The 14,556-nt window shown below is 72.1% G+C and carries 15 protein-coding genes; 9 read left to right on the top strand and 6 right to left on the bottom strand.

All coding sequences use genetic code 11. The features are described from left to right. The 3 genes from ABZY11_RS22625 to ABZY11_RS22615 all read right to left on the bottom strand — a co-directional run. Positions 1-853: hypothetical protein (locus ABZY11_RS22625; RefSeq protein WP_356480872.1), on the bottom strand; the 853-nt coding region annotated here is incomplete at its 3' end. Beyond that, positions 850-2,523 (bottom strand): lipopolysaccharide biosynthesis protein, encoded by a 1,674-nt coding sequence (locus ABZY11_RS22620; protein ID WP_356480871.1) that lies wholly within the window; start codon positions 2,521-2,523, stop codon positions 850-852. The genes ABZY11_RS22625 and ABZY11_RS22620, both read right to left, overlap by 4 nt. After that, positions 2,520-3,785: a glycosyltransferase gene (locus ABZY11_RS22615; RefSeq protein WP_356480870.1), complete on the bottom strand. Its 1,266-nt coding sequence runs from the start codon at positions 3,783-3,785 to the stop codon at positions 2,520-2,522. Before ABZY11_RS22615 ends, ABZY11_RS22620 begins: the two co-directional genes overlap by 4 nt. Positions 3,786-3,996: 211 nt before the next feature. On the opposite strand from ABZY11_RS22615, the gene ABZY11_RS22610 reads away from it, so the two are divergent. After that, the gene (locus tag ABZY11_RS22610; protein WP_266692647.1) at positions 3,997-4,437 is read left to right on the top strand and encodes an adenylyltransferase/cytidyltransferase family protein; all 441 of its coding nucleotides are present in this window, start codon (positions 3,997-3,999) and stop codon (positions 4,435-4,437) included. Here the strand turns inward: ABZY11_RS22610 and ABZY11_RS22605 are convergent. Then, entirely contained in the window at positions 4,412-5,143 is a 732-nt protein-coding gene (locus ABZY11_RS22605; protein WP_356480869.1) for a CDP-alcohol phosphatidyltransferase family protein, read from the bottom strand. The two genes, ABZY11_RS22610 and ABZY11_RS22605, sit on opposite strands and share 26 nt — an antisense overlap. Positions 5,144-5,280: 137 nt before the next feature. Further along, on the bottom strand, positions 5,281-5,976 hold the full coding sequence (locus tag ABZY11_RS22600; protein ID WP_356480868.1) for a ribonuclease H: 696 nt from the start codon (positions 5,974-5,976) through the stop codon (positions 5,281-5,283). Positions 5,977-6,108: 132 nt separating this feature from the next. Here ABZY11_RS22600 and ABZY11_RS22595 point away from each other — a divergent pair, with 132 nt between their 5' ends. Then, positions 6,109-6,300 carry a DUF6381 family protein gene (locus ABZY11_RS22595; protein ID WP_356085331.1) on the top strand — a complete coding sequence of 64 codons (192 nt, stop codon included), beginning with the start codon at positions 6,109-6,111 and terminating at the stop codon, positions 6,298-6,300. A 131-nt stretch (positions 6,301-6,431) separates the two neighbouring features. Here ABZY11_RS22595 and ABZY11_RS22590 read toward each other — a convergent pair whose 3' ends face one another. After that, positions 6,432-6,695, bottom strand: coding sequence for a nucleoside deaminase (locus ABZY11_RS22590; RefSeq protein ID WP_356480867.1), 264 nt, complete (start codon positions 6,693-6,695; stop codon positions 6,432-6,434). Positions 6,696-6,761: 66 nt separating this feature from the next. Here ABZY11_RS22590 and ABZY11_RS22585 point away from each other — a divergent pair, with 66 nt between their 5' ends. The 7 genes from ABZY11_RS22585 to ABZY11_RS22555 all read left to right on the top strand — a co-directional run bounded on the left by ABZY11_RS22585 (position 6,762) and on the right by ABZY11_RS22555 (position 14,551). Further along, positions 6,762-6,986, top strand: coding sequence for an FAD-binding protein (locus ABZY11_RS22585; protein ID WP_356480866.1), 225 nt, complete (start codon positions 6,762-6,764; stop codon positions 6,984-6,986). 244 nt (positions 6,987-7,230) lie between these two features. Further along, a complete protein-coding gene (locus ABZY11_RS22580; RefSeq protein WP_356480865.1) occupies positions 7,231-8,181 on the top strand; it encodes a PmoA family protein in 951 nt (316 codons plus the stop codon). After that, positions 8,175-9,140 carry a D-2-hydroxyacid dehydrogenase gene (locus ABZY11_RS22575; RefSeq protein ID WP_356480864.1) on the top strand — a complete coding sequence of 322 codons (966 nt, stop codon included), beginning with the start codon at positions 8,175-8,177 and terminating at the stop codon, positions 9,138-9,140. Before ABZY11_RS22580 ends, ABZY11_RS22575 begins: the two co-directional genes overlap by 7 nt. 10 nt (positions 9,141-9,150) lie before the next feature. Then, on the top strand, positions 9,151-10,392 hold the full coding sequence (locus ABZY11_RS22570; protein ID WP_356480863.1) for a mandelate racemase/muconate lactonizing enzyme family protein: 1,242 nt from the start codon (positions 9,151-9,153) through the stop codon (positions 10,390-10,392). 84 nt (positions 10,393-10,476) lie between these two features. Next, positions 10,477-11,547: a LacI family DNA-binding transcriptional regulator gene (locus tag ABZY11_RS22565; RefSeq protein WP_356480862.1), complete on the top strand. Its 1,071-nt coding sequence runs from the start codon at positions 10,477-10,479 to the stop codon at positions 11,545-11,547. Positions 11,548-11,729: 182 nt separating this feature from the next. Next, entirely contained in the window at positions 11,730-12,902 is a 1,173-nt protein-coding gene (locus ABZY11_RS22560; RefSeq protein ID WP_356480861.1) for a GntR family transcriptional regulator, read from the top strand. A gap of 14 nt (positions 12,903-12,916) precedes the next feature. Continuing rightward, on the top strand, positions 12,917-14,551 hold the full coding sequence (locus ABZY11_RS22555; protein ID WP_356480860.1) for an FAD-dependent oxidoreductase: 1,635 nt from the start codon (positions 12,917-12,919) through the stop codon (positions 14,549-14,551). Positions 14,552-14,556 lie beyond the last annotated feature (5 nt).

The following is a 14,556-nucleotide window of genomic DNA, read 5'->3' as shown; positions in this document are numbered from 1 at the left end:
CCGCCAGGACGGCTGCGAGGGTCGCGGCGGCCCGTACCCTGCGCCGTTCGTCGGCGAGCCTTCCCAGCAGGGGCGGGCCGAAGCCGGTGGCCGAGGTGAACAGCACGTTCAGCGGTCCGAAGAGGGTGGTCGCGCCGCGCAGGGCGCCGACCACCAGCGGGTTGCCGACCGCGCCGAGCCCGAGCACGGAGAGCTGGCCGGTGGCGTTGCCCACCGCGAACTCCACCACGAAGCGCCGCCCGAGGTGGCCGCGCCGCAGCAGGACCTTCAGCCGCAGTGGTGTGCCGGCCACCCTGCGGTGCAGCAGGGCGGCCGACAGCAGCAGGCCCGGCAGTGCGGCGAGCCCCCAGACGGTGACGAGCCGGGCGGCCGGGGCGCCGGGCGGCTGTACGGTCAGCGCGCCCAGCACACAGACCAGCCGGAGCGCGTCGCCCGCCAGCGCCAGATGCGGCAGGTGCAGGGTGGAGAAGGCGTAACGCATGGTGTCCTGGCCCAGGACCACCGGCAGGACGAGTCCCAGCGCCATCAGCGCTTGCGCGGTGCCGCCCGGCAGCGGCAGACAGACTCCGGCCAGCAGCGCCCCGAGCACCGCCGCCGCGAGCAGGGTGAAGGTGAGCGCCGACCGGCAGGCGCCGCGCACCTCCTCGCTCCCGCCACGCCGCAGCACGAGCGGCTGCCCGGTGTAGGCACCGGACACTCCCAGCAGCACCGTGAAGACGAGGTAGACCGCCGAGAAGCGGGCGAAGTCGGCCACGGTGGAGAGCCGGGCGGCCGTCACCAGCACGAGGATGTTGGTGAGCGCGGCCACCCCCTGGTCCGCGACCGAGCAGACGATCGCGGTCCGTGCCCTCATCTGTGTCCGGCGGTGGAGTCGTAGGGGCGCAGCCCCAGCGTCTCGGTGGGGTCACCGGTGTGTTCCGGGCCGTAGCCCCCGCCGTCCCGGCCCGGCCGCCCACCGCCCGTGCGGCGCTTGGCGGCCTTTTTGCGGGCCCGGCGCTCGTGGCGGCTCAGGCCGGGGTGCAGCAGGGCGCCGAGCACGGAGCCGCCCGCCGCCTCGATGATCTCCCGGATCCGCTCCAGGTCGCTGCGGTGGACCTCGCGCGGGTCGCAGACCACCACGACGCCCTCCACCCGGTCGATCAGCGCAACGGCGTCGGCGTACGACAGCACGGGCGGGGCCAGCACGATGACGACGGCGCCGGGCCGGTCGCCCTCGGCGACGATCACGCCGACGGGCGCCGACGTCAGGGCGCGCGGCACATTGTCCGTGCGCCGGCCCGCTATCAGGGTGAAGGCGCCCGACCCGGGTACGTCGACGTTCATCCGGCTGTCGGACGGCCAGGCCCGTCCGCCCCGGGCCGCCCAGCGCGGCAGGGGCCCCTGCACCGCCGGGCCCAGGTCCCTGGCCAGCGCGGGGGTCCGCAGATCGGCCTCGACCAGGAGTACGTCACGTCCCATCTCGGCGAAGGCCGCGGCCAGGTTGGCCGCGGCGGCGGTCGCCGCCGCGCCGTCCCCGCGTGGGGCCGTGACCAGGAGCCTGCGGCGCTGGGCGAACGACGGATCGTAAGCGAGCCGGAAAGCCACCGCCCGGTACTCCTCGGCGAGTCTGCTGCCGCTCCGCCCGATGGCCAGCACCGTGCCGCCGGACGCGCGCTCCCTGGGCAGGGTGCCGAGCAGCGGCGCACCGAGTGAACGGACCAGCTCCCGGGTCGAGCGCACGGCCGGGTCGAAGACCAGGCGCACCCAGGACAGCAGCAGTCCCAGCGCGAGGCCGACGACACCGCCGAGCCCCAGCAGCAGCGGCAGTCCGGCGCCGGTGGGTCGGCTCGGGGCGGCGGGCTTCTTCGTCAGGTATCCCGGGGTGGTGTCCAGCGCACGCAACTCGGAGATCTTCCGGGTGAGTTCGGAGATCGCGACCACCAGGTTGGCCCTTGCGCTGGTCACGTCGTTGCTCCCGGCGGCCTGCTCCGCCAGTTGGTCCCGCTGTTCGGTGAGCGGGGTCAGCTGGGCGCGGTAGCCCTGGACCATGTGGGCGATGCTGTTCTCGGTGCGCTGCCGCCGTATCTCCAGATAGGCGTCGGCGAGCGCCTGGGCCCGCGTCTTCGCCAGTGCGGGGGTACGGCCGGTGTAGGAGAAGCGGAGCACGAGGGTGTTCGGCGGGTTGGTGACCTGGAGACCGGACAGCAGTGGCCCGACCTCCACCCGGTCGCCCTGTCCGGCCAGGGTGGTGACGGCCAGGGTGCCCACGGTGTCGCTGACGGCGGTCTGCCGTTCCGAGCCGATGTTGATGCCCTTGTCGGCGGAGGCACCGGCAGCGAAGGGGTCCGAGGCGGCGGAGCGTACGACGACCTCGCCCGTCGATGTGTAGCTCTCCTCGCCGCTCAGCGCGAGCCAGCCGCCGCCGAGGAGCCCGACGACCACGCCGGAGGCGAGCAGGGCCCGGTAGCCCAGGAGCTGGCGGAACTGGTCCCTCAGCAGCGCGGGTTCGTCCTGGTCCTCCAGGGCGCGGATCGGCTGGTTCATCGACGTGGTCTCCCTTGTGCGTCCGCGAGGACCTCGGTGAGCAGGGCGTCGAAGCGGGCCAGGCCCGCCTCGCGGCTCAGGTGACGTGCGACGTACTGCGGCCCGTTGGCCCCGAGTGCGTCCGCGCCGGCCGGCGCCTCGACGAGCTTGCGCACGGCCGACAGCAGGGCCGCGGGGTCCTCCGGGGCGACGAGGAGCCCGGCACCGGACCGGTGGACCTCCTGTGCGGTGCCTCCCCCTTCGGCGACCGAGGCCACGACGGGCCGGCCCGAGACGAAGTAGGAGGTGAGTTTGGACGGGACGCTCATGTCGAGTACGGACGCCCGCTGTGTCACCGCGAGTACGTCGGCGGCGGCGAGGATGTCCGTGAACTCGCCCGCGTCGGCCGGGGGCAGGATGTCGAGGTTGCGCAGGCCCGCCGCGCGCCCCAGCAGCGCCTCGCGCTGATTGCCGTCGCCCATGAGCACCACGCGTATCTCCGGCGCGAGCCGGGCCGCGTCGACAAGGACCTCCAGGCCCTGTTTGAGCCCCATGTTCCCGGAGTGCAGGACCACCGGGGTGCCCTCGCTCCAGCCGAGCCGCGCCCGGGTGCCGGCCCGGTCGGCGGAAGGAGCCCGCACATGCGACCAGTTGGGCACGGTGCGGATGCGCCCGGGGTCCACGCCGTACGCGGTGACGCGGGGCACGAAGCTCTCGTGGATGACGCCGACCAGGGCCGCGGAGCGCAGCGCGTACCGTTCGGCGGCCGAGGCGACGGCTGCCGCCCTGCCTCCGCCCCGGATGCCGCTCTGCGCGGCGGCGGCGCCCATCAGATCCTGTACGACGGGTATGTACGGGACCCGGTGGCGGGCGGCCAGCCGGGCACCGATGACACCGCCGGCGAGGCTGGGCATCTGGGAGACCACCGCGTCCGGCGGGCGCGAGGCGGGCGGCGACAGCAGGCCGTGGCCGAGCACGGACGCCTCGAACACGGCTCTGCGCAGGGCGGTCTGACGGGGCGGCACATAGTGTCTTCGCCGGTGCACGGTGACTCCGGACCGCTTCTCGGCGACCCGCCACACCCCCCGGTACTCCGCGTCGGTCCGCCAGGACGGGTAGTGCGGCATCCCGGTCAGTACGTGGGTGTCCGCCCCGGCCGCGGCCCAGTGCTCGGCGAGCTGCGCGGCGTACGGGCCGATGCCCGTCAGCTCCGGCGCGTAGTTCGTCGAGACGACCAGCAGGGTGCGGCCCTCGAACGGCGTGTGACGATCGGCATCGGACATGGACGCTCGCCTTCCCCCCGGAACGATCTGTGTTCCCCCCAGGGAACAGTCCCAAAAGCGAGCTTATCCGTTCACGTGATGCGCAAGTGGTCGTCACAGTAAGGTCGTTGCACCATCAACACCGATACCGATATCCCACCGCACCGGATGCCATGTCCGGACAACTGCCGCGGGACACGGACATCACGTTCACCGTGGGGGGAGAGAACGGATGGTGCACAGGGTCGGCTACGCGCCGGGGGTCTACGACCTCTTCCATGTGGGACACCTCAACATCCTGCGGCACGCCCGCAGTCAGTGCGACTACCTCGTGGCCGGAGTCGTCTCGGACGAGATGGCGGCGCTCGCCAAGGGGCATCGGCCGGTGATTCCGCTGCCGGAGCGCCTGGAGATCGTACGCAGCGTGCGCTACGTGGACGCGGCGTTCGTCGAGACGGTGCCCGACAAGGTCGAGACCTGGCAGCAGGTGAGGTTCGACGTGATCTTCAAGGGGGACGACTGGCGGGACACGGAGAAGGGAAAACGGCTGGAACGCGACTTCGCCGAGGTCGGTGTGGAGGTCGTCTACTTCCCGTACACCGTGCACACGTCCAGCACCCAGCTGCGCCGGGCGCTGGACACGCTCGTCAGTCCGCAGTCCGGAGCGCTCTGAGCTCCCTGAACCACTTGGCGAGGAACGCCACCAGGAACAGCGCGTGCACCACGGCGAGCACCGCATAGCCGATACGGAACGCGGTGCGGTCGCCGAGGAGCAGGAACACCAGGCAGAACACTCCGTAGTCGGCGGGCAGCAGTGCCACGGCGCGCAGCCGCGACACCGGGGCGGCGCCGCCGGTGCCCCCGGCGGGGCGGACGGCCGCCTTTCCCAGCTGTTCGCGCAGCAGCCCCGCGCAGAAGGTCAGCACGGCCGTGAACAGGAAGCCCAGCGGCAGGAGCAGCCAGCCCTCGCCGGGCAGTCCGGAGAACCGCCGGAACGAGATCAGCACGGCGGTGTGTACGAGGATCAGCTTGGCGCAGTCCACGACGTGGTCCAGCCATTCGCCGTCCGGGCCTCCCCGGTCGGTGAGCCTGGCCAGTTGCCCGTCGGCGGAATCGAGGGCGAAGCCGACGGCGAGGCCCGCGTACACCGCGACCGCGAGCCCGAAGGAGGGGCGGACGAGCGCGACCGAGGCGATGGCGGCGAAGGTGAATGCCGCGCTCGTCAGGGTGACCTGGTTGGGCGTCAGCCCGATCCGGTACGCAACGGCCGCGAACACCCGGCCGGCCGGGCGGTTCACGTACCGCGAGTACAGCGACACCCCCTTGGCCGTCTTCTGTGCGCCGCGCAGCTCGCGCAGAACCGTGCCCGTGTTTTCCATCCGCCCCCCAGCGTCCCGCAGTTGCGAGCGGCGTCGGCATCGGCTCAGGGATGCGCTGACGCCGCCGCCGGATCCGCATCATGGCACGCGGACCCGGTCCCGCGGGGCCACTCGCCCGCTCCGGCCTGCGGTGCGCCTCAGGCGGGTACGGTGCGGCACTCCGGGTGACCCCAGCCGTTGGGGTTCTTGGCGATCAAGTCCTTGGCCGCGTAGGGCTTTCCGCAGTGGCAGCGACCGGCGAACTTGGCCCGGATGGTTCCGCCGGAACGGGCGGTGCGCGCCACACCCCCTGTCTTCTTCGTCGCCGCTCCGCCACGCCGGCCCTCGGTCGCACGGGCGGGAGCCGGTGTCGGCAACTGGGTGGAGCCGTGCGCGGTTCCGGCCGGCCGTTGTGCCACCGCGGCCTCGCTGGCCGCCTGGTCGGCGAGTGCGTTGAGCGGGTCGCCGTCCACCTGGTGGGCGGGAACGTAGGTGAAGCGCACAATCCGGCCGGTCAACTGGGCGTCGATACCGGCCACCAGGTCACGGTTGGCCACCGGTTTGCCGGCCGAGGTCTTCCAGCCGTTGCGCTTCCATCCCGGCAGCCACTTCGTCACCGCGTTCATCGCGTACTGCGAGTCCATCCGCACCTCGATCGCCACGGCGGGGTCCGTGGAATCCAACAGCTCCCGCAGGGCGGTGAGTTCGGCGACATTGTTGGTGGCGGTACCCAGCGGTCCCGCTTCCCAGCGCTCCGGCCGCCCCTGCGCGTCGGCCACGACCCATGCCCAGGCCGCAGGTCCCGGATTACCCTTGGACGCCCCGTCACACGCGGCGATGATGCTCTCGTTCATGCCCTCGATCATGCCAGCGTCGCAGCACCCCACTGGAGACCGTGACTCTGAGTGACGATTCGAGGTGCGGCGGTCGGACGGCGCTGGTTCTCTGATGGAGCCCGCTCTTCCCAACCGCACTAAGGAGCGATGATGAGCGTTGCACGTGAATCCGGTGACCGTGCGCAGCAGCTGCGTGAAAAGGCCCGGCACATGACCGAGGCCGCCGAGCGTACGACCGACCCTGAGCAGCGCCAGCGGCTCCAGGAGAAGGCCCGGAAGCTGCAGGAACAGTGTGACCAGCAGGGCAACATGGGCGGCGGAAGCATCCGTCCGCCCAAGTAACACCTGCTTCACGCGAACGGCCGACGTCTTGTCGCTCTTCCATGAGTGAGCGGCAAGCCGTCGGCCGCCGCGCCGGGCCGACTCCGCGGCCCGCCCCGGATCCCCGATCCCCCGGTCCTCCGTCGCTGTTTTCAGTAGGGGTGCTTGTTCGCCTTGTCCGCCCAGGCCCGGTAGGACGCGGGACCCAGTTCGGGATGGATCTGTTCGAGTGTGATGCTGTGCCGGTCCGGCGGCTTGGCGAAGTCGGCGTACTGGAAAGCGTCGTCGAAACCGATCTTCTGAGTCGCCTTCCAGTCACAGCCGTAGTAGACGGTGCCGATGCGGGCCCAGTAGATGGCGCTCATGCACATCGGGCACGGGGCCCCGCTCGTGTAGATCGTGCACCCCTGCAGCATCCGGGCACGCTCCGGTACGAGATCGGGCGAGCCCGGCTCAAGCCGTCACGGTTCCCGCAGATCATCGTGCGGGCCGCTTCGGCACACGACGGCTCCGAAGCCGTCGCGCCGGCCCGATCCGGCGGACTCCGGGTGGCGGTCCGGTCCGGTGGGCACAGCTGGTGCGATTCCTCCGTCCGCTCCGACGGCATGCCCATCGACCTCTCCGGGCTCCGGCGGTGCGGCGTCGACGCGGCCTCGGCGACGGCGACCGTGCGGCCCGCCGTCACCGGCAGCCGGCTCGCCCCATGACTCGCCGCGCACGTGTGCTCTGCACTCGGCTCGGATCGAGCTATGCGGTCCCGTGCGCCGTCCGGGCCGATCCGGCGCGGGACGAGGCCGACACCCGCCGGCAACGTCCACAGCGGCCGAAGGACGTCATGAACCACGGGACGTCTTCCCATTCCCACCTGACACCCAGGGTTCTTTGTTGACGCGCCTCCGGCGAAGGCCCTAGGTTGCGGTAAGCGCTTTCCAGCCCCAGGAGACTCGGGACATGAGCAGTCCACTGCGCATCACGCACGCCCACGGCGACCGGATCACGGTCACGGAGGAGCGCGGCGGCATCGATCTGATCAGCTACGTCTACCGCCCGGAAGCGGCCTGGGAGGCCCCCAAGCCGTACATCCACCCCATCCGCACGCTGACCGACAACGTTGTCACCGATTATCGGCCCAACGATCACCGCTGGCACAAGGGCCTCCAGATGACGGCCTCCCATCTCTCCGGCCAGAACCTGTGGGGAGGCAACACCTATGTGCACGGCCAGGACTACCAGCCGCTGCCCGAACGGGTCGGGTCGATGGCCCACATCGGATTCGACGAGGTGGCGGCGGACGCCGGGCGCGCGGTCATCGCGGAGCGGCTGAGCTGGCGCCACAACGACGGCACGCACTGGGCGGACGAGGTGCGCCGCGTCGAACTGCACGACGTCGAGCACGCCGGATCCGGCTCCGACGCCACCGGCGGCAGCTGGACGCTGACCTGGTCCAGCGCGATCACCAACCGGCGCACCGAGCCGCTGCTCTTCGGCAGCCCGACCACCCACGGCCGGGAGGCGGCCGGCTACACCGGCCTCTTCTGGCGCGGGCCGCGCGCCTTCCGTGGTGGCCGGATCCTCGGCCCGGACGGGGAAGGCCCGGAACTGATGGGAACGCAGGCACCCTGGCTGGCCTACAGCGCCGAACACGACGGCGCCGACGGGCACGCCACACTGATCTTCCAGCACGCCCCGGAGAACGATCACACGGGAGCGGGCGGCACCCACCCGGCCCACTGGTTCGTCCGCGACGAACCCTTCGCCGCGGTCGCCCCCTCCTACGCGTTCCACGAGGAACTGGAGCTCGCCCCGGGCGACACTCTCGCCCGCCGCTACCGGGTCACCGTCGCGGACGGGGAGTGGGGCCGGGAGCGGATCACCGAGTACCTCGCGGAGCACCCGTGGTGAACCCGGAAACGGACGGCACCGGTCTGTACGTGGAACTGCCGCTCGCCGCTGCCGAGCGCGCCCGGCTGCGTGAACTCGGCCCCGGGCCCGTGTGGTTCGCCGAACCGGGAACCAGGTCCGAGGCTGATGCCCGCGCCCTGGCCGAGGCCGGCACGGCGCTCGGCAATCCGCGGGCGGACTGGGTGGCGAAGGCGCCCCGGCTGAGGTGGCTGCAGCTCGCCTCGGTCGGGATCGACGACTATCTCGGGCTCGACTGGCCCGTCCTCGGCCGCCGGCTGACCGTGACCAACCTGGGTGATGTCTTCGCCGACCCGGTGGCGCAGTCCTGTCTGGCGGGAATTCTGGCGCTCCATCGCGGCATCGACCGACTCTCCGGGCTGCGCGCCGAGGGCAGTTGGGCGAAGTCCGCCGTGCGGCCCCGGCTCCGTCTGCTGACCGGGGCCCGGGTGCTCGTCCTCGGCCGGGGGTCCATCGCCCGGCGGTTCGCCGAGCTGCTCGGCCCGTTCGGCTGCCCCGTCGCGCACTTCGCACGCGGCTCCGGCGACATCCGCACCCTGGCCGAGCTCGATGAGCGACTGCCCGGATTCGACGTGGTGGTGGGACTGCTGCCCGGCACGCCCGAGACGAGCGGGCTGCTCGATGCGCGGCGGCTGGCCCTGCTGCGGCCGGGGGCCGTTGTGGTGAACGCCGGGCGGGGATCGCTGGTGGACGAGGAGGCCCTGGTGTCCGAGCTGAGCTCCGGACGGCTCGGCGGAGCGGTGCTGGACGTCACCAGGGAGGAACCGCTGCCCGCCGGTCACCCCCTGTGGAGCTGCCCCGGTGTCATCCTCACCCAGCACACCGCGGGTGGTTCCACCGACGAGAGTGCCCGGGTCGTCGACCTGTTCGCCGACAACTGGCGCCGTTTCCATGCCGGTTCACCACTGCGCAACCCCGTGCAGTGGTCCAGAGGATTCTGAGGACGCGACGATGTCCGAACCACATTCCCCGTACTCCGGTGCACCGATCGGCGACGGGGTGCGCATAGCGGCGATCCGGCCGGTGCTGCTCAGCGCCCCCTACGCGGATCCGGAGAATCTGGAGGTACGCCTGGCGCTGCCGACGGGGCGGCGCACGACCGGTCTGGTCGAGGTCACCCTGGACGACGGCACGACCGGGCTCGGCGAGGGCTATCTCGCCGTCTTCGCGCCGCAGGTCTTCGTGTCGACGGTCGATCTGATCGCCCCCTATCTGGTCGGCCGTCCGGCCGGGGACCTGGCGCAGCGGTACCGGGACATGGTGCTCGTGACGGGCTACTGGAGCCTCCAGGGGGCGGCCCGCCATGTCGTCTCCGCCGTGGAGGCGGCCCTGGTCGACGCCCTCGGAAAGCGGGCGGGCGTGCCCGCGTACGAGTTGCTGGGCGGCCGTCGCACGGACGCGATCCGGCTCTACGCCAGCGGGGGCGATTCGACCTCCCCGTCGGCGATGGCGGCCGAGATCGCCGCCGTCGCGGCCCTCGGCATCGACACCTTCAAGATCAGGGCGCGGGGCCACGAAGCGGACAAGGCGGTGTGGACGCTGGAGCACGCGGCCGCGCACGGCATCGGCATCGCCGTCGACATGGCGCAGAATCTGGCGGACCCGGGCCAGTCGGTGGCGGACACGCTGGCGTTCCTCGACGCGGTCAGGGCCGGCTCCCGGTGGCCGGTGCGCTTTGTCGAGGAGCCGCTGGGGCCCGCCCGGACCGCCGGGTACCCCGCTCTGCGAAGGGCGGCCGGCTGTCCGGTGGCGGGCGGGGAGACCGTCACCACCGCACAGGAACTGCTGGGGCGCATGGCGTCGGGGTACTACGACCTGGTGCAGCCGGACGCCACGGTCGTCGGCGGTATGCACCAGACGCTGGCCGTCTTCGCGGGCGCGGCGGAGCACGGCGTCGACGCGGTGGTGCACTGCTGGGGCAGCGCCGTGTGCCAGGCGGCCAACTATCACGCCGCCTTCGCCGGCGGCGGACGGCTGGCCGAGTGGCCGATGCCCCGGTATCCGCTGCGGTCGGAGCTGCTGGTCGAGCCGTTCCGACTGACGGACGGATGCCTGCTCGCCCCGCAGGCCCCGGGGCTCGGTGTCCGGCTCACTCCGGAGACGGAGCGGCGGTACGCCTTCCGGGACGATGCCGTCTACCGCTGTGCGACTGCGATGCCGGCGGCCGTCCCGGGCCGGTGGCGCACGGGCTGACCTCGCAGGCGGGAGGGTCCCGGTGGCGGGTTTCCTATGGCGTGCGCAATGGGAAAACGCTTTCAGTACGGCTATCGTAGCCTTATGCAGAGCCAGGTCAATCGACGTTCAGCCCGCCCCCGCCCGTCGTCCGCCGTGACGCTCCAGCAGGTCGCGCAGGACGCCGGGGTCTCTCTCGCCACGGCTTCACGCGTCCTCAGCGACAGCGACCGCAACGTCACCCAGGAGTTGCAGGAGCGTGTCCTGGAGGCGGCCGCCCGGCTCCGCTACGTGTCCAACGCGCCGGCCCGCGCGCTCGTGCAGTCCACGACGTCCATCGTCGGTCTGGTCGTGCACGATGTGAACGACGCCTACTACTCCGCCATCGCGGCCGGTGTCATGGAGGTCGCCCGCGACCACAAGCTCCTGGTGATGCTGGCCGGCACCTTCCACGAACCCGGACTCCAGGCGGAGTACGTGGCCCGCCTGCGGGCCCAGCGGGCCCGCGCCGTGGTCCTCGCCGGTTCGGGTTTCACCGGTGGGAGCCCCGCGCTCACCCAGGAGCTGGAGGCCTTCGCGGCCCAGGGCGGCCGGGTGACCGCGGTCGCGCACCAGGACCTTCCGGTGGACACCATCGTGCCGGGCAACCGCGAGGGCGGCCGGGCGGTCGCCGAGCACCTCGCCGGGCTGGGGCACACCGAGATCGGCGTCATCTGCGGACCGCTGGCACTGGTCTCCGTACAGGAACGGCTGCACGGCTTCCTGGAGCGGGCCGCCGAACTGGGTGTGGTCGTCCAGGAACACCACCGCGTCGAGTCCGACTTCACCCGGGACGGCGGGCGGGCCGCGGCGGTGCGGCTGTTCCGCAGGTCGCCGGGGATCACCGCGCTGTTCGCGCTGAACGACGCCATGGCACTGGGTGCGCTCGCGGCGCTCCGTGACGACCTCGGCAGGGGCGTCCCCTCGGACGTCTCCGTCGTCGGCTTCGACGATCTGCCCGTGGCCTGCGACGTCACGCCGGCGCTGACCACCGTACGGCTGCCGCTGGAGGAGATCGGCCGCCGGGCGCTGCTGCTGGCCCTCGGTGACGCGACGGCTTCGCCGCGCACGCTCGCCGTGCCTTCGCGTCTGGTGGTGCGGGCCAGCACGGCACCGCCGCCCCGCGTGACCGGCTGAGTCCTGGCCTGGCCACGGGATGGCCCGGAGCACCGAGTTGACGCATTAAGGCGAAACACCCCCAGCTTGACGCACTAAGTTGCGGATCCTTTCCCTGCAACCCTCTTGAAATAATGCGTTAACCCCCACCACACTGAGATCAACGCCGATTGACGCGTCAAATCCGAGGGGGTGGTGGCTGGATGAGTACGTCCGGGCCCAAGTACCAGCGCATCAAGGACGAGTTGCGGGCCGAGGTGGCACGTGACGAGTACGAGGCCGGTGCTCCGTTCATCACTCAGAACCAGCTGCGCGAACGCTTCGGAGTCAGCTCCACCACCGCCGTCCGGGCACTGAACGACCTTGTCGCGGAAGGGCTGCTGGTTCGACGGCGCGGCCAGGGGACCTTTGTCGCCGACCCCGGGGACCGGACAGCCGAGCCCGCTCCGGCCCACAGGTCCGGGGTGATCGCCTGCATCATCAGCGGCCAGGGGCCGTACCAGTCGGAGGTGCTGCGCGGGATCGAGTCCGGCTGTTCGGAGCGCGGGATGCGGCTGTTCTTCTCCGACTCCGCCGTCCATATGACCGACACGGGGCACGCCGCCCACGACGCGTCGCTGCTCCGCCAGGGCCAGGCACTCCGCCAGGCCGTCGACGACCGGGTCGACGGCATCATCCTCTATCCGGTCCAGGGTGCGCCCGATCCCGACGTCCTCGCCGAGATCAGGCGCCTGCGCATCCCCATGGTCCTGGTCGACCGGTACTTTCCGGGCCTCGCCATCGACGCGGTCACCGCCGACAACTACGACGTCGGCTACCGGCTCACCGAACATCTGCTGACCGACGGCCACGAGCGGATCGCGACGCTCTGGGGCGAGACGCAGTGCACCAGCGTCCACGACCGGATGACCGGGCACAAACAGGCGCTGCGCGCCCATGACCAGCCCCTGCTCCCCCAGTTGACCGCGCTGCGCTCGTACACGGCGCTGTCCGAGGACGACCGCAAGCAGTTGCTGACCGACCTGCTCGGCTCACCCGAGCCGCCGACCGCCCTGCTGTGCGCCCACGGTTTCGCCGTGGCCACCGCGGCCGCCGATCTGGCTTCGCTGGGCATCGCCGTACCCGACGAGATCGTGCTGGCCGGCATGGACGACGCCGGCCCCTACGATCTGCTGCCGCTCACCAGCTTCGCCGCCCGGCTCCCCGCCAGGGAGATCGGCGGCCGGGCGGTCGAGCAGCTGGTCACCCGGATCGCGGAGCGCGCGGCGGGCGAGGACCCGTACCGCAGCGCCGAGCAGATCGTGCTTCCCGTCCGGATCAGGACGCGCGAGTCCGTGCCGGTCCGGCTCCGTACCGTCGCCGCCCGCCGGCCCTGAGGGAGGAGACTCCTGTGTTCGCCGCCCCCACCCCCCGTACCCGCGAACTCGGGACCGATGTCCTGGTGGTCGGTGCCGGTCTCGGCGGTCTCGCCGCCGCGCTGACCGCCGCCCGGTTCGGACACCGCGTCGTGCTCACCGAGGCGACCGACTGGCCCGGTGGCCTGTTCACAGCGCAGGCCGTGCCGCTCGCCGACGGCCACCGCATCGAACTGGACCCCGTCTCCCCCGGCTACCGCGATCTGCGCGAGCGGATACGCGACTTCTACCGGCGCAACTATCCGCTCTGCCCCGAGCCGTTCGCCGATCCGCTGCTCGACCCCGGCCTCAGTACCACCGGCCATCTCAGCCACGAGCCGCGCGCCGCACTCGCGGTCGTCCAGGAGCTCCTCACCCCGCACCTCGCCTCCGGCAGGCTCACCCTGCTGCTCGGCCACCGACCGGTCGCGGCCCAGGCGGACGGGGACCGGGTGACGGCGGTCACCCTGGAGACGGCGGACGGCGAGCCGCTGACGGTCAGCGCCCCCTTCGTCGTCGACGCGACGGACCTGGGCGAGCTGCTCGCCCTCGCGGGCGTCGAGCATGTCACCGGCGCCGAGTCCCGCGAGGAGACCGGCGAACCGCACGCGCCCGCCGTCGCCGATCCGCTGGACCAGCAGCCGGTCTCCTGGGTCTTCGCCCTGGACCACCGCCCCGGCGAGGACCACACCGTCGACCGGCCGGCCGGCTACGCCCGGTGGTCCGACGCCTTCTCCTGGGACACCGCGGAACCGGGCGACGGACCGGCCCGCTCCGTGCCGCTGTTCCTGCACGAGCCGGACGACGTCCCACCCTGGGCGGCACCGCCCAACGACCGCTGGCACCAGCTGCGGGCGCTCGCCCGGAGCAGGTATCTGCCCGGTACGTTCGACAGCGACATCACCCTGGTCGACTGGGAGCAGACCGCCTACACCCGGCTCCCGCTCACCGGGGCCGGGGAGGAGACACGGGCACCGGCCGAGCAGGAGGCACGCGAGCAGGCCATGTCCTTCCTGTACTGGATGCAGACCCGCGCGCCCCGGCACGACGGCGGTCACGGCTACCCCGAGCTGCGGCTGAGGCCCGATGTCACGGGCACCGAAGACGGGTTCGCCAAGGCCGCGCACGTACGCGAATCCCGGCGCATCCGGGCCGAGTTCACCCTGCTGGAGCACCATCTGACCGCCGCAGCACGGGCCGGGGCGCCGGGCGCCGAGACCTTCACGGACAGCGTGGGCACACTGCGCTCCCGGATCACCCTGCACCCGGGGACGGGAGGCGGCGCGGGGCTGGATCTGGAGTGCCTGCCGTTCCAGCTGCCGCTGGGCGCGCTGCTGCCCGTACGGGTGGACAATCTGCTCCCGGCCGGGCGGAACATCGGCGCCACGCATCTCAGCGCGCCGGCTCTCGGCGGTCACGCGGGCCAGTGGAGCATCGGTGAGGCCGTCGGCGCGCTGGTCTCGTACTGCCTGGAGCACCGGCTGCCGCCGCGTGCGGTCCGCGGGAGCGAGCACCAGCTCGCCTCCTTCCAGGACCGGTTGAGCACTTCTCTCGGTCTCACCCTGGACTGGCCGGACCGGCTCCGCACCGGACCGGTGACCAGTGCCGGGGCGCTCTACGCCACTCTCTGAAACCC

This window comes from Streptomyces sp. NPDC006510 (assembly GCF_040611955.1).
In the GTDB taxonomy this organism is placed as follows: Bacteria; Actinomycetota; Actinomycetes; order Streptomycetales; family Streptomycetaceae; genus Streptomyces.
Note: the sequence above shows the minus strand (reverse complement) of the source record. Positions and strands in the feature narration are given on the sequence as shown.